Origin of the sequence: Brevibacillus sp. HD3.3A, from assembly GCF_013284375.2 — a bacterium.
Lineage (GTDB): Bacteria > Bacillota > Bacilli > Brevibacillales > Brevibacillaceae > Brevibacillus > Brevibacillus parabrevis.
The window spans coordinates 1,547,192-1,565,246 of record NZ_CP085874.1; the positions used below are offsets into that span (position 1 = coordinate 1,547,192).

At 54.5% G+C, this 18,055-nt stretch carries 19 protein-coding genes; 13 read left to right on the plus strand and 6 right to left on the minus strand.

All coding sequences use genetic code 11. The annotated features are described in order from the left end of the window. The first annotated feature begins 78 nt into the window (after positions 1-78). Both HP435_RS07610 and HP435_RS07615 read left to right on the plus strand, forming a co-directional pair. Positions 79-294, plus strand: a complete 216-nt coding sequence (locus tag HP435_RS07610) for a hypothetical protein (RefSeq protein ID WP_173596149.1) — start codon at positions 79-81, stop codon at positions 292-294. 65 nt (positions 295-359) lie between these two features. After that, positions 360-1,190 carry a prohibitin family protein gene (locus tag HP435_RS07615; protein ID WP_122963035.1) on the plus strand — a complete coding sequence of 277 codons (831 nt, stop codon included), beginning with the start codon at positions 360-362 and terminating at the stop codon, positions 1,188-1,190. Between the two features lie 68 nt (positions 1,191-1,258). Here HP435_RS07615 and HP435_RS07620 read toward each other — a convergent pair whose 3' ends face one another. Then, positions 1,259-1,648: a VOC family protein gene (locus tag HP435_RS07620; protein ID WP_063228603.1), complete on the minus strand. Its 390-nt coding sequence runs from the start codon at positions 1,646-1,648 to the stop codon at positions 1,259-1,261. A gap of 20 nt (positions 1,649-1,668) precedes the next feature. Continuing rightward, positions 1,669-2,532: an S-layer homology domain-containing protein gene (locus HP435_RS07625; RefSeq protein WP_173598392.1), complete on the minus strand. Its 864-nt coding sequence runs from the start codon at positions 2,530-2,532 to the stop codon at positions 1,669-1,671. Positions 2,533-2,719: 187 nt separating this feature from the next. Here HP435_RS07625 and HP435_RS07630 point away from each other — a divergent pair, with 187 nt between their 5' ends. Continuing rightward, complete coding sequence (locus HP435_RS07630) at positions 2,720-3,169, plus strand: DinB family protein (RefSeq protein WP_173596151.1); 450 nt, start codon at positions 2,720-2,722, stop codon at positions 3,167-3,169. Here HP435_RS07630 and HP435_RS07635 read toward each other — a convergent pair. Next, positions 3,166-3,987, minus strand: a complete 822-nt coding sequence (locus HP435_RS07635; protein ID WP_122963038.1) for an MBL fold metallo-hydrolase — start codon at positions 3,985-3,987, stop codon at positions 3,166-3,168. The genes HP435_RS07630 and HP435_RS07635 overlap by 4 nt on opposite strands. Positions 3,988-4,161: 174 nt before the next feature. Here HP435_RS07635 and hrpB point away from each other — a divergent pair, with 174 nt between their 5' ends. Next, positions 4,162-6,684: an ATP-dependent helicase HrpB gene (hrpB, locus tag HP435_RS07640; protein WP_173598391.1), complete on the plus strand. Its 2,523-nt coding sequence runs from the start codon at positions 4,162-4,164 to the stop codon at positions 6,682-6,684. 156 nt (positions 6,685-6,840) lie between these two features. Here hrpB and bluB read toward each other — a convergent pair whose 3' ends face one another. Continuing rightward, positions 6,841-7,524 carry a 5,6-dimethylbenzimidazole synthase gene (gene bluB / locus HP435_RS07645; RefSeq protein ID WP_063228607.1) on the minus strand — a complete coding sequence of 228 codons (684 nt, stop codon included), beginning with the start codon at positions 7,522-7,524 and terminating at the stop codon, positions 6,841-6,843. 139 nt (positions 7,525-7,663) lie between these two features. On the opposite strand from bluB, the gene HP435_RS07650 reads away from it, so the two are divergent. The 6 genes from HP435_RS07650 to HP435_RS07675 all read left to right on the plus strand — a co-directional run bounded on the left by HP435_RS07650 (position 7,664) and on the right by HP435_RS07675 (position 13,752). Then, positions 7,664-8,347, plus strand: a complete 684-nt coding sequence (locus HP435_RS07650; protein ID WP_122963040.1) for a response regulator transcription factor — start codon at positions 7,664-7,666, stop codon at positions 8,345-8,347. Then, positions 8,340-9,746 carry a HAMP domain-containing sensor histidine kinase gene (locus tag HP435_RS07655; protein ID WP_122963041.1) on the plus strand — a complete coding sequence of 469 codons (1,407 nt, stop codon included), beginning with the start codon at positions 8,340-8,342 and terminating at the stop codon, positions 9,744-9,746. The genes HP435_RS07650 and HP435_RS07655 overlap by 8 nt, the downstream gene beginning before the upstream one ends. A 159-nt stretch (positions 9,747-9,905) precedes the next feature. Continuing rightward, positions 9,906-11,543 (plus strand): efflux RND transporter periplasmic adaptor subunit, encoded by a 1,638-nt coding sequence (locus HP435_RS07660; protein ID WP_173598390.1) that lies wholly within the window; start codon positions 9,906-9,908, stop codon positions 11,541-11,543. Between the two features lie 3 nt (positions 11,544-11,546). Next, positions 11,547-12,269, plus strand: coding sequence for an ABC transporter ATP-binding protein (locus tag HP435_RS07665; RefSeq protein ID WP_122963043.1), 723 nt, complete (start codon positions 11,547-11,549; stop codon positions 12,267-12,269). Then, the gene (locus HP435_RS07670) at positions 12,266-13,483 is read left to right on the plus strand and encodes an ABC transporter permease (RefSeq protein ID WP_122963044.1); all 1,218 of its coding nucleotides are present in this window, start codon (positions 12,266-12,268) and stop codon (positions 13,481-13,483) included. Before HP435_RS07665 ends, HP435_RS07670 begins: the two co-directional genes overlap by 4 nt. Before the next feature lie 53 nt (positions 13,484-13,536). Further along, positions 13,537-13,752: a hypothetical protein gene (locus HP435_RS07675; RefSeq protein WP_063228613.1), complete on the plus strand. Its 216-nt coding sequence runs from the start codon at positions 13,537-13,539 to the stop codon at positions 13,750-13,752. A 405-nt stretch (positions 13,753-14,157) separates the two neighbouring features. Here HP435_RS07675 and HP435_RS07680 read toward each other — a convergent pair whose 3' ends face one another. Further along, positions 14,158-14,490, minus strand: coding sequence for a protein kinase family protein (locus HP435_RS07680; RefSeq protein WP_173596155.1), 333 nt, complete (start codon positions 14,488-14,490; stop codon positions 14,158-14,160). Between the two features lie 235 nt (positions 14,491-14,725). Here HP435_RS07680 and HP435_RS07685 point away from each other — a divergent pair, with 235 nt between their 5' ends. Genes HP435_RS07685 through mscL form a run of 3 tightly spaced genes read left to right on the plus strand, consistent with a single transcriptional unit; the run spans position 14,726 to position 16,980 of the window. Then, a complete protein-coding gene (locus HP435_RS07685; protein ID WP_173598389.1) occupies positions 14,726-15,574 on the plus strand; it encodes a nucleoside hydrolase in 849 nt (282 codons plus the stop codon). Further along, the gene (locus HP435_RS07690; protein ID WP_122963047.1) at positions 15,571-16,503 is read left to right on the plus strand and encodes a nucleoside hydrolase; all 933 of its coding nucleotides are present in this window, start codon (positions 15,571-15,573) and stop codon (positions 16,501-16,503) included. The genes HP435_RS07685 and HP435_RS07690 overlap by 4 nt, the downstream gene beginning before the upstream one ends. 12 nt (positions 16,504-16,515) lie before the next feature. Next, the gene (gene mscL, locus HP435_RS07695) at positions 16,516-16,980 is read left to right on the plus strand and encodes a large-conductance mechanosensitive channel protein MscL (protein ID WP_063228617.1); all 465 of its coding nucleotides are present in this window, start codon (positions 16,516-16,518) and stop codon (positions 16,978-16,980) included. A 131-nt stretch (positions 16,981-17,111) separates the two neighbouring features. On the opposite strand, the gene HP435_RS07700 is transcribed toward mscL, so the two are convergent. After that, positions 17,112-17,813, minus strand: a complete 702-nt coding sequence (locus HP435_RS07700) for a YczE/YyaS/YitT family protein (protein ID WP_173598388.1) — start codon at positions 17,811-17,813, stop codon at positions 17,112-17,114. Positions 17,814-18,055: the final 242 nt, after the last annotated feature.

Consider the following 18,055-nt stretch of genomic DNA (forward strand, 5'->3'; position numbering starts at 1 on the left):
AAAAACGTTCAATATTAGCACCATATACGAGAAGACGACAATATCCAATTCTATTCATCCCGAAAGGACCTGATCAAAATGACCCTAGGCGGTTTTCAAAGCGGCTTTTCAGCCAGAAAAGTGCCGCGCTCCGAAGTGAAGTGGGAGCAGTTCCTCATTTGCAGTCACGGGTGCGAGGAAGTCATCCAGCTGATCTCCCACGTATCGGGCGAGGTTGAGTTTGAGTTGTGCAAAATCGAGGCGGAGCGAATGGGCAAAGTGCTGCTTGAAGCTGCGAAGACAGAAAGTTTTTGAAACTTCTGGGCCGCTGATCCGTACGTATGTAAGAAGAGAACCGATTACAAAAGGGGAGGCGGAACATGAGCGAAAATCAGGGAGTAAAAATGAGTCCCTTCCAAGCCGGGGGGAAGCTGATCGTCACGATTCTCGTACTTGTCGTTTTGGTCTTGCTCGGGACCCAATCGTTTACCATCATATCAGCTGGTCACAGCGGCGTCGTTTTGCAGCTCGGTGCTGTCCAGCCAAAAGTTTTGCAGGAAGGCATGCACTTCAAAATTCCTTTTATCCAAACGATCGTTCCGATGGAGGTGCGGGTGCAAAAATCGGAGACGAGTCAAACGTCCGCTTCGCGTGACTTGCAAACCGTATCGACGACCATCGCGGTCAACCACCACCTGGACAGCGACAACGTGAACAAACTGTACCAGCAAGTAGGTTTGGAGTACAACAGCCGCATCGTCGACCCGGCTATCGCCGAGGCTTTGAAGGCGGTTACGGCGCAGTACACGGCAGAAGAACTCATTTCCAAGCGTTCCGAAGTGAGCAACAAAGTCAAAGAAGTTTTGCGGCAAAAGCTGTCCACGTACAATATCATTCTGGATGAAATCAACATTCGCGAATTTACGTTCAGCGATGAATTTAACCGCGCGATCGAGTCGAAGCAAGTGGCGGAGCAGCAAGCGCTCAAATCGAAGCTCGACCTGGAGCGGATCAAAATCGAGAAAGAGCAGGAAATCACGCGAGCGCAGGCACAGGCCGAAGCTTTGCGCCTGCAAAAACAAGAAGTGACGCCGGAGCTGATCCAGCTCAGACAGATCGAAGCACAGCTGGAAGCGATCCGCAAATGGGACGGCAAGCTGCCGAACGTCACGGGAGGCGCCACTCCGTTTATCAACGTGGGGAATCAATAACGCCCAAACGAAAAGACCATCGGGCTACAGTCGGCCAGATGGTCTTTTTTTTTGCAGTGAAAAGCTTGTTAGCGGGTGCTTTCAAACAACTCCAGCCACTCGCCATCCGGTCCGCGGAAAAACATGTAGCGGGAGCCGTTGGGGAGAGTGGTGATCGCCTCGTCGATAAAGGAGACGTCAAGCTGTTTGAGCCGCGCGATTTCTTCTTCCAGGTTGTCCACAGCGAGTGCGAGATGATGAACTTTGCCCTCTACAGGCAGAGAGTCGTTGTAGCCGTGGATCAGCTCCAGCTCGGTTTCCGGGCGGCCGGGGAAGCCGAGGAAAGCGAGCGTGATAACTTGGTTGGAGTGCACCAAGGTGCCTTTTAGCTCCATGCCAATCACGTTCGTATAAAAAGCGATGGACGCATCCAAATCTTTTACCATCAAGCCGACGTGCTCGATTTTTTTGATCGCCACTTTGATTTCCCCCGTTACATTTATTTGCTGGAATACTCCGCAAGCGCTCCGGTTTGCTTCAGGCGCAAGTACAGCCTGTGCAAAATCGTGACCGCTTCCGCACGAGTCAGCATGTCTTGTGCCTCAAATTCTCCGTTGTAGGCTGTCATGATGCCTGTTTTTTGCAAGAGAGCGAGATCGCTGGCGACAATGCCGCTGTAATCATCCGGGATGTGCAGTTCATTGCCGTCTTTGGCGAACAACAGAGGAAACAGCAGGTTCGTTTTATTGCCCGCGTTTTCGTCGTAGCGCCCATCCTCTTGAAGGGGATGGCCCATAAACAGCTCGTCATCTGAGTAAGAGCTGACGACTATGGGAACATCGCGCATGGCAGAAACGATCTGATACACTTCTTCGTTGGACAGATCCTCCTCCGCCAGCATGAACAGCGGGAGAAGGTTGACCGCTCCGATGCGATTCAGCTTGGCGTCAGGGTAGAACAGATACCCTTTCGGGGAGGATTGGACGGCATTCCACCAGGAGATGTTGATGAGCGAGCTGATTTCTTTGTACGCCCAATGATTGCTAGGAACATCGGCAAATTGCTTGATCGAATAGCTGTTATCGTTCGAACCTTGACCAGAGCTGTTCGGTCGGTAGCGATCAAACAGCCGATAAATCATCACGGTCATCTCCGCTTTGTCTACGAATCTCCCTGGCTTGAAGGTGCCATCCGGATAGCCGCTGATCACGCCTTTTCCGACCATAAAGGAAATGGCGTCCTCCGCCCAGCCGTACTCTGCGGGATTGACGTCGGAAAAGCGCGTAGCAGCCTGCGCGGGAGCTGATGTTGCCAGAACAGTGCCAAAAATGAAAACAAAAAATAGCCAGAGCTTTCTTCTCATGTTGCCTCCTTTGCTGATCGCGTTTGGCGAGGATCATACGGGTATGGAATCAGTGCTTCTTTCTAGTATATCGCCTGAACGAAAAAAAGGAAGACTTCACCAATACCGATGACGGCCATCGAACTCTTCTATTGGTGCAGACGGGCCGGATCTGATAGGGTGAAAAGAAAGCAGAGGAGGAATGAGCATGGAGCAACAAATTGCTAGGCTGGAAAAACATTTGCTTGCCGTTGCCCAAACATTTCAGCAGATCGGAGAGGAGAAGGCGGCAAGCCGTCCTGCTCCCGGGAAGTGGTCCGCCAAGGAAATTTTGGGTCATTTGTGCGATTCGGCGATCAACAATTTGCCCCGATTTGTCCGGGCACAGACTGAACAGCCGTATGTGCTTATTCCGTATCAGCAGGATGAATGGGTGAAGGCGCAGGCGTACCAGCAGCGGACCGTTGAAGAGATTGTTCAGCTCTACAGCAGCATGAACCGCGCGATCATCACCGTGATCTCCGTCATGCCAGCATCCGCCTACGACCATTCCTGTACGACTGCCGATGGCACAGCCGTGAGCTTGCAGTGGCTGGTGCAAGATTACGTGGAGCACATGGAGCACCACCTCGACCAGTTGCAGAGGCAAATCAGCTAGAATAGCGATGACGGCTCGCTGCTTCCTTGATCCGAGAGCACAGAAGTAACGATGTGCCGGGAGTCGAACTCACCTTCCGACAGTGCGATGATCGGAGATGTTTTTGCAAAAAGCTTCGAATGGATCTCTGCGGCAGTCAGTCCTTGCTGGTGCAAGTGCACGATCTCTCCCTGCAAATGGAGCAGGTCGTCCAGCTTGCGCGACAACAGAGCTTTTCCCTCGGCGATGTAACCCGCGTGCGCGCAGAACATGGCGCCAAAATCGCGTGTCAGCACCTGGCGAAGCGATTGGATCAGCAGCGGGATGGATTCGTCTTGCAAAATCACTTTCGTTTTCGTCCCGAGAAACAGGTCGCCAGAAAACAGGCGGCCTGTTTGTTTGTCAAAAAACGCGACGTGGTCATGCGCGTGTCCAGGTGTATGGATGACCTCCCAGTCGATGGAACGGGAATGAACAGTCTCTCCCAGAGGCTGTGCGGCAAAAGGCTCGCGCACTCCCCAAACCAATTGGCGATACAGCGGGTAGTCTGCTGGCTGCAAGCATTGCCCTACCCCTTTTTCATGGATGAAAATGGGCACGCCTTTGGTGCTGGCGATCCAGGCTGCGTTGCCGCTGTGATCTTCATGGCTGTGTGTCAAAACAACCGCGTCGAACGAGGCTTGCGAAAAACAGTCGATCAAATCAGTGGCAAGTGATTGCGGGCCAGTATCGATCATCATGCCGTCTGCCACATACACGCAAATGCCGGATTCGCGGCCAGCTCTTTTCACCACGCCTTCCAGACATAAAACATTTTCATGCTGATGGACTTCTACCACGTTAACACCCCCGTATTTTCTTCATCCTGCTGCGAGATCCGCTTCCGCCCTGCAGTGAACGTATGCTCATTATACTATTGAATGATTATTCAGTCATTTGGCAATCTCTTTTCCTGTCGCTCCAATCGTGTATGATGATTACAGAATGGATTTGGACATGAGGTGAAACACAACATGGCATTGCCTATTGATACCGTGCTGCCGCAGCTGATCGAGACGCTTGCGGCAAGCAACAGCGCGGTGCTGGTCGCAGCTCCCGGCGCGGGAAAGACGACCAGAGTGCCGCTTGCTTTTCTGGAGCAGGCGTGGCTGTCCAACAAGCGCATTCTCATGCTGGAGCCAAGGCGTCTGGCAGCCCGTTCGGCGGCGGGTTACATGGCGCGCAAGCTTGGGGAGCAAGTGGGAGAGACGGTCGGCTATCGAGTCAAGCACGATACGCGAATCGGCCCGAACACGCGGATTGAGGTCATTACGGAGGGTGTCCTGACACGCATGCTTCAGGACGATCCGGGTCTGGAAGCTGTCGGTCTGCTTATTTTTGACGAGTTTCACGAACGCAGCTTGCATGCCGACCTCGGACTTGCCCTCAGTCTTCAGACGCAAAGCCTGTTTCGCCCCGACCTGCGCATTTTGGTCATGTCAGCGACGCTTGCGGCGGAGCCTGTCGCCCGGTTGCTCGGTGACGCTCCGATCATCGTCAGCGAGGGCAGGGCTTTTCCGGTCGAGACGCGCTTTTTGCCCAAACCGCTGAATGGTTCCGTGGAAGAAGAGATCGTCCGTCTCGCGCTCGCGGCGCTTATGCAGGATGAGGGAGACATGCTGGTATTTTTGCCGGGAGCCAAAGAAATTCGCACGACGCAAGCTCTGTTGGCGAAAAGTCAGCTTGGGGCACAGGTGCGCGTATGTCCGTTGTACGGAGCGCTTTCGCAGCAGGAGCAAGATCGGGCGTTGCGTCCCGGGCAGCCAGGAGAGCGCAAAATCGTGCTCGCGACTTCGATTGCGGAAACGAGCCTGACCGTAGAAGGCGTGCGGATTGTCATCGATAGCGGTTTGAAAAGGTATCCGCGCTTCTCTTCGCGCACCGGGATGACGCGACTGGAGACAGGGCGTGTATCGAGATCGTCCGCAGAACAGCGCATGGGCAGGGCGGGCAGGCTGGACACGGGCGTGTGCTATCGGTTGTGGACCGAGCAGGAAGACCGGATGCTTGCCGCGCACGATTCGCCGGAAATCATCGACGCTGACCTAGCGCCGCTTGCTTTGGAGCTTGCGGCTTGGGGCGTGAAGGATGTCGAGGAGCTGCAATGGCTGGATATCCCGCCAAAAGCGGCACTGGCCCAGGCGCAAGAGCTGCTTCAGCAGTTGGGAGCACTGGACGCTCATGGGCAAATAACGGCGCATGGCCGGGTGCTGGCCGGGATGGGAATGCATCCGAGGCTTGGGCAGATGATTCAGCGAGCAAGCAAGCTGGGACTGCTCGATTTGGCTTGCGAATTGGCTGTGCTGCTGGAAGAGCGGGATATCGTTCGCGGGAGAGGGGCTGCGGCTGACGCGGATATTGGCTCGCGAGTCGAACTTTTGCGGCTCGTGGCAGGAAATCGCGGGGAGGGCCGTTCTGTTCACGGACATGGGCTGCAAGTGGAAGAAGCCGTTTGCAGCAAGCTGTGGAACGACGCGGCGCAGTTGAAGCGGCAGTGGAGAAAAAGCGGGGAGCCAAAGACAAGCGTGAGCGGCGACATCAGCCAGACAGGCAGACTGCTGGCATTTGCTTATCCAGATCGGATCGCGCAGCGCAGGGGCGACGGGCGATATTTGCTGCGCAATGGCCGTGGAGCAGCGTTTGGGCTGGAGCAGCCACTGGCTTTTGCCCCGTATGTAGTAGCGCCGCTTCTTGACGATCAGGGAGTAGACAGCCGCATCATGCTGGCAGCGCAAATCGAAGAGAGCGAACTGCACCAGGACTGGGCCGGGCAGATCAGCGAGGAAACAGCCGTCTGGTGGGATCGTTCCGCTGGCGCTGTGCGGTCGCGTACCCGCAAGAAGCTCGGTGCGCTCATCTTAAAAGAGACGGCGGCAGACCGGGATGCCGACGCCGTGTTGCACGCCTTGCTTACCGGCATCAGGACAGAGGGCCTGGCGATACTGCCATGGAGCCGTCACGCCCGCCAGCTCCGGGAGAGGTTGCAGTTCATGAGCGACCTGTTCCCGGAATGGCCTCGCGTCGATGACGAAGCTCTGCTCGCTACGCTGGAAGAATGGCTTGCGCCGCATGTGTACGGCATGCGAAAAAGAGACGAGCTGCAACAGCTGTCTCTGGCTGCCATTTTGGAAGGGATGCTCGGCTGGGACGAACGGCGACAACTGGACGAGTATGCGCCCACCCATGTGCGAGTTCCAAGCGGATCGAACATTCCCGTCGATTACAGCGATCCGGCTGCGCCCAGTCTGTTTGTCCGGCTGCAGGAGCTGTTCGGCTGGCAAGACACGCCGCGCATCGGGCGTGGAAAAGTGCCGCTAACGCTTCACCTGCTGTCTCCGGCACAGCGTCCGGTGCAAGTGACGAAAGACTTGGCGAGTTTTTGGCAGCAAGCGTACTTCGAAGTGAAAAAAGACTTGAAAGGGCGCTACCCGAAGCATTACTGGCCGGACGACCCGCTGACGGCTGTTCCGACAAACAGGACGCGCCCGCAGAACTAACTCATCTGCTTGCGCTGCCAGCACGATCGGGTGATATTTCCCAATTTTGTAGTTCCATGTGAGCAAGTCGGCTTTTCGCTGAAACTTGCGGGCAGGGTAGTTACGTCAGGAACATACCGAGATTCACGTACTACCCTCCACTTTGATTGGGGCTGCCTAGTTTTCCGGCAGCCCTTTTTGTGCGTGCCGGGCACTTTCTCCCCAGCTGTTGCGATAGATCAGTTGTTGCAAGTCTTGCCGCTGTGCCCATTTGTGCAGCTCTAAAAGCGGCCGATCCGGGTAGTGGTCTGTATAGCCAATAGATAGCAAGGCAACCGGATCGATATGCGGCGGGATGTGCAAAATGCGGCGGACGTCTGCTTTTTTGTAAAAGCTCACCCAGCCCATCGCCAAGTCTTCGGCATACGCTGCCAGCCACATGTTCTGGATGGCGCAGCTGACAGACATGATATCTGTCTCGGGGATAGAATTGCGTCCGAGGACGTGGTCGCCGCCCCGCGTCGGATCACAGGTGACGCAGATCGTAATGGGAGCTTCTTTGATCCCTTGAATTTTCAAGTCGAGAAAAGCCGATTCGCGGCCGGTTCCCTCGTAGTGGATCGCGAGCGCCCGCCGTTCTTTGTCTGCACAGTCTGCCAGCTCCTGCTTGATTTGCTCATCCTCCACGAGAATGAAATTCCACGGCTGCATGAAGCCGACGGAAGGAGCGTGGTGAGCAGCGGCGAGAATCATGGCAACTTTTTCAGGCGGAACCGGGTCGCGGCGAAAAGTGCGAATATCCCGCCGATTGCTGATCGCCTTGTACAGGCCGGTTTTTTCTTCCTCGGTCAAACGTTTCATAAGTATAGCCTCCCCAAATCTACTACAGCTTTCTTCATTTTAATGCCAGTCTAGCTATTGATCTAGACATTTGCTTGACATATTCATGTCCTACGCTAGAGAGGGAAGACCTGTCGTTTTCGAGGGGAGAGAAAGTGCAATGACAAACATCTTGATCGTGGAAGACGAACTGCCCATCTCTCGGGTACTAAAAGCGTATCTGGAGAAGCATCAGTTCCAGGTCGAACAGGCTTTTACCGGAGACGAAGCCCAGAGCAAATTCGATGCCTTCAACCCGGCGCTGGTCCTTCTGGACGTCATGCTGCCAGGACGAAGCGGGTGGAGTCTCTTAGAATACATACGTTCCAAAAGTTCTTGTCCCGTCATCATGCTGACGGCACTCGGGCATATCGACAACAAGCTCGCCGGGCTGGAGCAAGGTGCCGACGATTACATTACCAAGCCGTTTATCGCGGATGAAGTCGTTGCGCGGGTCAAGGCTGTGCTTCGCCGCTCCAAGCAAATTATCGAGGGCGATCAGGTCAAGCAGTTTGGCAGTCTCAAAGTCGATTTCAAGGCGTACACCGTTACCTTGCATGGCATTGAGCTGGCGTTTACGCCGAAAGACTTGTCCCTGTTTTTGTTTCTCGCCCAATACAAAAACCAGACATTTACCCGCGAGCAGCTGATCGAGCAAGTGTGGGGGATGGATTACGAGGGAAGCGACCGGGCCGTCGATCTCGCCATCAAGCGGATTCGCCGATCGTTGGAGAACTGGCCGGCTTCTGAAGGGGAAATTCGCACGTACCGCGGCTTGGGTTACAAGCTATGTGTCTATGAGTGAGAAAAAGCGGATTACTTTGTTCCGGTATTGGACGACCCGGTATTTGATTACGCTTTGCATCGGCCTGTTGGTCATCGGTATCGCTTCCAGCTTCTGGATCAACTACAGCGAAAAGCAAAAGCGGCTCGACTTCATGCGCTTGATGGCGGCGGAAGTATCGGACCGCGTCGTGGATGCGGACGGAAAAGTCGTCATTTCGCCGTTTTTGTTCCGCCTGCTCGACAGTCGGCAAGAGTCGCTGCGCGTCAATTACAAACCGTTCATGGTCATTTTGGATGCCAATCATCGGGCCGTGTTTGGCGGGCGTGATCCGCTCAACTCTGAACTGCGGCGGATGGCCCAAGACCTGGTGGAAGCAGACGAAAGCATGTCACAGGTGAAGCTGGAACGCGGCGAAGAGTTGCTGTTCGTGAAAAAAAGCATCCGGGTCAACCAGCAAACTGTCGGCTGGGTCATGCTTTTTACCCCGAAGCAAGACTTGATGCGCAGCACGACCGAGTTTCAGTTGATGTTCATCATGCTGATCAGTCTCGGACTGCTCGGCTGGCTCGTCATCTATTTGTTGACGAAAAAGCTGTCTACCCCGATCAAGGACGTAGCAGACGCGGCCAAGCAAATCGTCATGGGCAACTACGAGATTCACTTCGAGAAAGACAGGCGCGAAGAGGAAATTGACGAGCTGATTCATTCGTTCAAGGAGATGGCTGATCGCTTGCGGCAGCTGGAGCTGATGCGCACCGAATTGCTGGCAGGAGTCACGCACGAGCTGAAGACGCCTGTCACGTCGATTAGCGGGCTGGTACAGGCGGTCAAGGATGATATCGTCAGCGGCGAGGAAGCCAAGGAATTTTTGGAGATATGCGCGAAGGAAACCGTACGCCTGCAAAAAATGGTGGAGGATTTGCTCGACTTCAATTCGTTTGCGGTCGGGGATATCCGCATTCGCCGCGAGCAGCAAAACATGTACGAGCTGGTGCAGGAAATTACGCACCAGTGGCAGATTATGCAGGAGGCGGAGCAGATCGAGCTGTCCATCCAGAAGCCAGCCGAACCGATCATCGTGAACACGGACCCGTTGCGCGTGCAGCAAATTTTGTACAATCTGCTGAACAATGCGGCACAAGCGATGGGCTCGCGAGGGAAGATCGACGTGTCGCTTTCGGTGGTCGGCGAAGAAATTCGCGTAGATGTCAAAGATACGGGGCAAGGAATCCCGGAGGCGGAGCAGCCACTGATTTTCGAGCGGTTTTACCGTGGCGAGGAAAAGAAGCAGGTCGTTCGCGGGCTGGGGCTGGGTTTGTCTTTTAGCAAAATGATCGCGCAGGCGCTCGGGGGCAAGCTGCTGCTTGCGGAAAGCTCTAAGGACGGCAGTACCTTCACCCTTGTTTTGCACCAATAACATAGGCTTGCCACAAGCGACCATGCCAAATCGGCTGGTCGTTTTTCACATCATTCCCATTCATCTGACTTATCCCTGACGTATTCGTTCCGTATATTGATCGCAACAGGGAAGACAAGGTGTTTCCCGCTTATTACGCACAAGGCAGGAGGATTTGATGTGACGCAATCGGAGAAGAAACGGACGTTGTTTTCGGCGGCGCGAAATAGCAAGAAGAAATGGCTCATCGCCGGACTGGCGGTCGCGGTGATCGCGGGAGGGGGCGTGTATGGATACAAAGCGTTTGTGACCCCTGAGCAGGCGCAAGCAGCTTTTCAGGTTGTCACGGTCCAAAAAGGCGACGTCTCCGAAACCGTGCTGGCATCCGGGACCGTTCAGGCTTCCAAGCGTTCCTCGCTATCGTTTTCAGATGCAGAGGACGCCAAAGATTCCATCTCGACCATCCAGGTGAAAATCGGTGACCAGGTCAAAGCGGGACAGGTGCTGGCAACGATGGATGATTCCGTGGCGAAAATCCAGGTGACGAATGCGCAGGCTAATCTGTTGTCCGCGCAAGCCAAGCTGGAAGATGCGCAAAAGCGCAAGAGCACAGCGGAAATTGCTTCGCTCCAGGCGGCGGTCACTCAAGCGAAAAGCGAGCTTGAGCTGGCGAAGCAAAACATCGACGGGAAGAAGGCGACAAACGACGTAGCGAAGGCCAAAGCGGCGCTCGAAAATGCGCAGAAGACATTTGACTCGCAAAAAGCGCTGTTTGCGGCAGGAGCCATCTCGCAGACTGAATACGACAACGCGAGCGACTCCTTGGAGCAAGCGAAGCGCGACTACAACTCCGCTACATTGACAGCCGGACAGACGACATCGCAGTCCAGCGTCAAAGTCGATCAGGCGGAGGCAGCCTACCAGACGGCGCAAGAAGCTTTGAAAGAAGCGAACGAAGGCCCGGATTCTGCGACGATCCTCGCAGCGAAGGCAGCGGTAGAACAGGCGAAAGCCGAGCTGCAAAAAGCGCAGAAGGCTTTGAATGCTGTGACACTGAAAGCGCCGATGGACGGGGTGATCGTTCAGTTGAATGGCAACGTAGGTGAAATTCCCGGTAATGATTTTATTATTATGGATAATTCCAACTCGGGTGACCTTGAGGTGCTGGCGCAAATCAGCCAGAGCGACATCGGAAAAGTAAAAGAAGGTCTGCCTGTGTCTTTTACGACCAGCTCTTATACGGATGATACTTTTACAGGCAAGGTCAAGCTGATTTACCCCGAGGCGAAAACCGATTCGGGTGTGACGAGCTATGATGTGCTGCTGTCTGTGGCAAACAAAGACAACAAGCTGAAGATCGGAATGACGATGAACGTGACGATTGAGCTTGGGACGCACAAGGATGTGCTCTACGTGCCAGCTGCTGCCCTGCAAACGCAAAACGGCAAGGACGGCGTCTACCTGATGGCCGGAGAGCGTTCGGGTACGGCGGCAAATGCAACCGCAACGGCTGCGCAGACTGAGACAAAAACGGAAGCTGCCGACAAGTCGCAAGAAAAGCCGAGAAGTGAGCGGGCCAACAGAATGGCGTCGATGCCGTACCATTTCACACCGATCAAAATCGGATTTTTTGCGGCGGATCGGGTAGAGGTTTTGGAAGGCTTGAAAGAAGGCGATCGGGTCGTCATCCCGGTCAGCACAAGCACAACCTCAACGTCCGCCAACTCGGGTAATATGCGCATGGGCGGAAGCGGATTCCCGGGGATGGGCGGAGGCTTCCCTAGCGGCGGAGGCGGCGTCCAGATGAGGGGTCGATAAAAGATGAGACCAGTCATTCAAATCGAAGACTTGAAGAAACAGTATCAGATTGGCGACCAGGAGATCATGGCTTTGCGGGGCGTCAGCCTGACGATTGACGAGGGCGACTTCGTGGCGATCATGGGGCCGTCCGGCTCAGGCAAGTCGTCGATGATGAACGTCATCGGCTGCCTCGATAAACCGACCTCGGGAGAGTTTTATTTGGACGGGCAGCCTGTGTCTTTGGCTCACGATGACGAGCTGGCTGTAATCCGCAATCAGAAGATCGGATTTGTCTTTCAAAATTTCAACTTGCTCCCGCGCACGACTGCGGTAGAAAACGTGGAGCTGCCGCTTCTGTACGGCGGTGCGTCAGCCAAAGAGCGGCGGGAGAGAGCGATCAAGGCACTCATCAGCGTAGGGCTGGCTGAGCGGCTGAACAATAAGCCGAATGAGCTGTCTGGCGGCCAGCAGCAGCGGGTGTCGATTGCCCGGGCACTGGTCAACGATCCGGTCATCTTGCTCGCGGACGAACCGACGGGTGCATTGGATACGAAGACGAGCGAAGAGATCATGGGAATTTTCCAGCGGCTGAATGACGCAGGCAAGACGGTGATCCTCGTCACGCATGAGCCGGACATTGCCGAGTATGCCAAACGGATCGTCCGTTTTCGCGACGGTCAGATCATTTCCAATGAAGTGGTACAAGAGCGCAGAATAGCGCAGGCAGAGGAAGTGAGAACATGAGCTTGATTGAATGTGTACGTGTTTCGTTTCGCAGCATCCGGGCAAATGGCTTGCGCTCTGTGCTCACGATGCTGGGGATTATTATCGGGGTGGCAGCCGTTATTGCCATGGTTGCGATCGGGGAAGGAACGTCTTCTTCTGTCGCTTCCCAAATCAATGGACTGGGGAGCAATCTTTTGATCGTCTCGCCGGGACAGGCGACACAAGGCAGGGTAAGCCTCGGGGCCGGGTCGCTGAATACGCTGACGATGGCTGATGCCGAAGCGATCGCCGAGAACGATTCGGTCGCGGGAGTGGCACCGAGCGTCAACGGACGCGCGCAAATCGTCTGGGGAAGCAACAACTACTCCAGCTCACTGGAGGGAACGACTGCCGACTTCCTGCAAGTCCGCAATGCGGAAGTAGCGCAAGGCCGCTTTTTCTCGAACTTCGAGGTGACGAGGCAGTTCAACGTGGCGGTTGTCGGGACCGAGGTCGTCAGCAATCTGTTCAAAAACGCGACGACAAACCCGATCGGGCAAACCGTTCAAATCAACCGGGTTCCTTTTACAATCATCGGGGTGTTGAAAAGTCAGGGCAGCTCGGGGATGACGAACAATGACGACAGAATCCTCATTCCGATTACGACCGCAATGAGCCGTCTGACGGGGGGCAAAAATGTCGGCACGATCTACGTGTCCGCCGCTTCCTCTGATGTCATGGACAAAGCGCAGCAAGACATCCGCCAGACGTTGCGCGCCAAACATAACTTGCGGCCGCAAAAAGAAGATGATTTCCGCATTACCTCCCAGTCCGACATTTTGAGCACAGCGCAGGAAGTGTCCAGCTCCATGACGGCGCTGTTGTCCGGCATTGCCGCGATCTCGCTTATTGTCGGCGGGATAGGCGTCATGAACATCATGCTGGTGTCCGTGACGGAGCGCACCCGGGAAATCGGCATTCGCAAGGCGATCGGAGCCAAGCGCCGAGACATTTTGCGCCAGTTTTTGATCGAGGCGGTCACTCTCAGCCTGATTGGCGGCATTTTAGGGATCGCCTTCGGTGTAGGGGCGGCGCTGTTGATCAGCAAGCTCGGATCGCTTTCGACCTCGATCAGTCTCACCCCGATTTTGTACGCCTTTTTGACCTCGTCATTGGTCGGCGTCATCTTCGGTGTCTATCCAGCGCGCAAGGCAGCCCAGTTAAAGCCGATCGATGCGCTGCGGTATGAGTAAGTGTGTATTTTTTCCAATCGGGGCATACTAGCTTCGGTGAGGTGTTTGTACAGATGGAGAAAAACGTCCAATTTTCCGTGTCGTGGCGAGAAGCAGTGCGCATCTTGAAACGGCTGAAAACGAGCAAATTGCGGTATGTTGTCAGGCAGCATGCGGGGAAAGCGGGCGTCGCCTTTGTCTTTCCGCGAGTCAGTGTCAGCCAATACGTCTATTTGTACATCATCTTTGGGCCGAGAGCTGCTGATGTGATGGACAAGGATACGAAGTAGCAGGGAATCCCTGATCGGATAGTCGGGTCAGGGGTTCGCTATTTTTCCGCTTTTTCTATCTATTTTCCCACTATTTCGCTATAAAACAAAACCTGACACTTTTCGATAGAAGAGTTTCATAGTACAATTCCAATATGAACGAACTTGGGGAAGTTCGGGATGGCGGTACCCAAACTGTGCAGGAGGGCCGCCTACTTTTTTTCAAGAGCGGGCGAATGTGGCTTTGCAGGTGGATAGAACAGGTTTTTTTGCCTAAACATACAGCTAGACCCGATAGGTACTTGGATATACAATAATCGTATTCACGTGAATACTTCCGTACTACCCTTCCCAGGAGCATATCCTGGGTTTTTTGTTGTCCAAAAACAGCAAACAGCCACCCGAAGTTGCTCATCTGGCTGGCTGTTACGATGCGGGTGTCTTGGGGGAAAAGCTGCCTTTGAGCAGGGCGTCAATCAACTGCTCCTGTGAGAGCGAAATAGAGATTCCGGGATCGGGAAGATCGGCGTGAAAACAGTCTTCCTTGTGCAAATACCAGAGGGAGCCTGTTGGCTGAAGAAGATAGAGGCGGATGTTTTCCCGGCGTTGCCGCCCAGTTTTGGCGATGTCCCGCAAAGCGGTAAAAAGCTCGCCCCACACGGGTAAATAAGGCTTTGTTTTGGATTGGATAATCGCGCGAAGCAAATGCTGTTTGGCGAGGGAAATCGAGTCAGTCGGGTGGTTTTCCACAGAGGGCATGTCGCTTGCTCCTTTTGTGAAGATTGTCGAATCGCAGGAGAATGAGTATAACCTACAAAATGGAAGTTGACGAACTTTGTCGAATATAAAGATAAGTGTAAAATAGACTGCCCCGCGATGCAAGAGGATAGCTGGCGCAAGTGTGCTGACATTTGACGACTGCTGCCGATTTCGTTAGCATAAGTACAGCACATTTTGCAAAAAAAGACATAGACCAATGCGGGAGTTGAGAGCCATGGCATCAAAACAGCGGCTGCTGATCGATTTTAGCGGTGACTCCGATCAAGCGATAGGGCTGTTGTATGCACTACAGTCGCCAAAGGTTCAAGTGAGCGGAATTATCGTGAGCGATGCCGAGCCAGATCGCGGCATCCAGCTGGCACGCAGACTGGTAGATCAGGTTCGGCCAGGTGAAGAGATTCCTGTCATGGCAGGAACGCAACAGCCGCTATTTCGCGGGGAAGCCGATCGCGCGGCTGATTCCGTCATGACCAGTGAAGCGGTCACCTTTTTGACTGAGCTTGTGCCCGATCCGGACAACCCGCTCACGCTCGTTACTTTAGGGCGTCTGACGACCGTGGCCAAGGCGATTGCCAGAAAGCCTGAGTGGCTGCAAGCTGTGCAGCGAATCGTCGTGCGCGGGGGAGCGATCCGCGTGCCGGGAGATGTGACGGCTATTGCGGAAGCCAATTTGCATGCCGACCCGGAGGCTGCTGCTTTTGTTCTCGCTGCGAAAGGGCCGCTTTTGTTCGTTCCGCTTGATGCGACCGAATCGCTCGGCTTGACGGATGAACAGGCGGCGTTGTTGGCGAAAACGGTAAGGGGAACCACAGCCACTGGAAAAGCAGGCACTGTAAAAAGCGTGCTGGGAGCGATGATTGCGGCTGTAGCGCCTGAACAGATCGAAACCGAGCGGCTGAAGCTGAGCATCGATTGCCACAGCCCACTGTCTCGCGGCGCTCTTATTGCCGACCTGCGGGCCAAGCCAAGTGCAGGAACAGATGCCGACGTCTGCATGGCGATACAATCCGAAGCGATCGAAACTTGGGCCTGGCAGCTGACGGAGGGGGAGGACAGAGCATGAAAAAGGTCATTCTGGACGTAGATACGGGAATCGATGACGCACTCGCGATCTCTTACGCCGTACATTCCCCTCATTTAGAAGTGTGCGGCATCAACACGACCTTCGGGAACATTACAGTGGAGGAAGCGACGAGAAATACGCTGCAAATGCTGGAGCTGCTCGGGGCTACCCACATACCTGTCTACCAGGGATCGTCTCGTCCGATCGTGCGCGAGCTGACGGGCAAGGCGAGGCTGTTTCACGGGGAAAACGGGCTTGGCAACGTCGTGTTGCCTGAACCGACTGCAACTGCGCAGCCAGAGAGCGCCACGCAGTTTCTGATTTCGACGATCAAGGCGAATCCCCATCAAGTCACGCTGATCACGGTAGGCAGCATGACGAACCTCGCCCGGGCGATTATGGCGGCGCCAGAAATCGTGACACTCATCGAGCAGGTCGTCGTAATGGGCGGAGCGGTCAGTGTGCCCGGCAATCGCACTCCGGTCGCGGAAGCCAATATATGCGCCGACCCGGAAGCGGCTGCCTTTGTGTTTCAATCAGGCATCCCGCTGACGATGGTCGGACTGGATGTGACGATGCAGACGTTGCTCACCCGCGATCATCTGCGGGAATGGAGAGCGCTGGATACACCGCTTGCCCATGTGTTCGCTGATATGTGCCAGGTGTATATGGACGCGTATGCCACAGTCGGCAACCTGCGCGGCTGCGGCTTGCACGATCCGCTGGCGGTCGGTGTGGTGATCGACCCGACTTTCGTGAAAAAAGTGCCGATGCACGTCGAGGTGGATACGTCCGGCGGCGCGAGCGATGCCCGCACGATTGGCGACAGACGGGCCAATCCGGCCAAGCCTGCGAATGTGCAAGTGTGCCTGGAAGTAGACCACGAGCGGTTTGTCGAACATTTTTTGCAGCATGTACTGGGACATTAAGGAGGAATTTGCATGTTAAAAGAATTTAAAGAGTTTGCTTTAAAAGGCAATGTACTGGATCTCGCTATCGGGGTCGTCATCGGGGGAGCCTTCGGAAAAATCGTGACCTCGCTCGTCAACGACATCATTACGCCGTTAATCGGTCTGTTGCTGGGCAAAGTTGACTTTACCAATCTGTTTATTACGTTGAGCGGCGGAGATTTCCCTACGCTGGCGGAAGCCAAAAAAGGCGGAGCAGCGACGCTGAACTACGGACTTTTCCTTAATTCTGTCATCGATTTTCTGATTATCGCCTTCTCGATCTTCATCGTGATCAAACAGCTGAACCGCTTCAAGCGCAAGCAGGAAGTCGTTCAGGCGCCGGTAACAACCAAAGAGTGCCCGCACTGCATCACGTCCATTCCGATCAAGGCAACCCGCTGCCCGCATTGCACCTCCATGCTGGACGGGAACAAAGCTGCACTGGCGCACGAGTAAGCGGGGGCGCAAGTCAAACGCGCAATCACACAATCACAACGATCATGGAAACGACAAAAGCAAGCCGACCAAAAGGAGCGGCTTGCTTTTGTTTTGTTTGCAACCGAATGTTTACCGTCAAAAGGATGCAGCTAGTTTTTGATAATGTTCGGATTTTGCGGGACTTTTCCGGCCTGCGATTTTTTGGACAGGTGCGTGTACAGCTTGATGTATTGGCCGACGAGGATGGCGTTGATAATCGTTCCTTCGCGGATGAACTTGATTTCGCCGAGGAACAGCAGGCCGATACATGCCGAGGCGACCAAAAGGGAGCAGTCGAATGCGGTCTTGATGTTCCCCCATTTCCACCCGGTTTTTTGGAACAGCGTATTGACGAACAAATCGACGGGAATCAGGACCAGGTTCGCCTGGAGCATGAGAAACAGTCCAAAGGCGAGAGCCGCGTCAGCGACAATCAGCAGCATGACTTTTGCCGCGTACAAATCCAACTGGATGAAGCCGGTCAACAGCAAGTTCAGGTCGAGAAACAGGCTGAGGGCAAGCGCCGGGATCAATCCGGCAAAATACTGGAGCTGGAACGCCTTTGGCATGACGAGAAAGGCAAGCAAAAGCATGAGCAGCTCCAGCATGAAAGAATAAGTGCCTTGGGTCAAGTTTGGATAAATGACAGTGAGCGTCCGGGTAAGGCTGCTCTGCGGCGAAATACCGATTCCCGCCCGGATCGCCAGGCTGATGCCAAGAGTCAGGATATAAATGCCGACCAAGTAAATGATCCACCGTTTGGTCAAACTGCCCTTCAGTTGCAGTTCCGTCGAATCCCCGTGAGTGTGCATATACCAATCCCTCTTTCTAAAGAAGTTTTATGATGCTGACAGCAAACCACCAGGCGTGAAAATGGGGAGGGAAAGTAGCGCGAGCAGGATACGATACAGCGTGAGATAGCAAATGTTCCCCCGAAATGTGCGCAGGCATGGGGGAGATGAGGCTTTTTGAGAGATCATCCCCCCATACGTTAAAGCGCTTTCTTTTTTTGTGAAAAGGATTCAGGCAAAAAAGATTCCGATGATTCAGACAG

Bases quoted from the DNA above. Each gene is read 5' to 3' on its own strand.
- HP435_RS07690 (WP_122963047.1), top strand. From the start codon at position 15,571: ATGAAAAAGGTCATTCTGGACGTAGATACGGGAATCGATGACGCACTC.
- bluB (WP_063228607.1), bottom strand. From the start codon at position 7,524: ATGAAACGTTTGACCGAGGAAGAAAAAACCGGCCTGTACAAGGCGATC.
- HP435_RS07630 (WP_173596151.1), top strand. From the start codon at position 2,720: ATGGAGCAACAAATTGCTAGGCTGGAAAAACATTTGCTTGCCGTTGCC.
- HP435_RS07685 (WP_173598389.1), top strand. From the start codon at position 14,726: ATGGCATCAAAACAGCGGCTGCTGATCGATTTTAGCGGTGACTCCGAT.
- hrpB (WP_173598391.1), top strand. From the start codon at position 4,162: ATGGCATTGCCTATTGATACCGTGCTGCCGCAGCTGATCGAGACGCTT.
- HP435_RS07615 (WP_122963035.1), top strand. From the start codon at position 360: ATGAGCGAAAATCAGGGAGTAAAAATGAGTCCCTTCCAAGCCGGGGGG.
- HP435_RS07650 (WP_122963040.1), top strand. From the start codon at position 7,664: ATGACAAACATCTTGATCGTGGAAGACGAACTGCCCATCTCTCGGGTA.
- HP435_RS07680 (WP_173596155.1), bottom strand. From the start codon at position 14,490: ATGCCCTCTGTGGAAAACCACCCGACTGACTCGATTTCCCTCGCCAAA.
- mscL (WP_063228617.1), top strand. From the start codon at position 16,516: ATGTTAAAAGAATTTAAAGAGTTTGCTTTAAAAGGCAATGTACTGGAT.
- HP435_RS07670 (WP_122963044.1), top strand. From the start codon at position 12,266: ATGAGCTTGATTGAATGTGTACGTGTTTCGTTTCGCAGCATCCGGGCA.
- HP435_RS07655 (WP_122963041.1), top strand. From the start codon at position 8,340: ATGAGTGAGAAAAAGCGGATTACTTTGTTCCGGTATTGGACGACCCGG.
- HP435_RS07625 (WP_173598392.1), bottom strand. From the start codon at position 2,532: ATGAGAAGAAAGCTCTGGCTATTTTTTGTTTTCATTTTTGGCACTGTT.
- HP435_RS07665 (WP_122963043.1), top strand. From the start codon at position 11,547: ATGAGACCAGTCATTCAAATCGAAGACTTGAAGAAACAGTATCAGATT.
- HP435_RS07675 (WP_063228613.1), top strand. From the start codon at position 13,537: ATGGAGAAAAACGTCCAATTTTCCGTGTCGTGGCGAGAAGCAGTGCGC.
- HP435_RS07700 (WP_173598388.1), bottom strand. From the start codon at position 17,813: ATGCACACTCACGGGGATTCGACGGAACTGCAACTGAAGGGCAGTTTG.
- HP435_RS07610 (WP_173596149.1), top strand. From the start codon at position 79: ATGACCCTAGGCGGTTTTCAAAGCGGCTTTTCAGCCAGAAAAGTGCCG.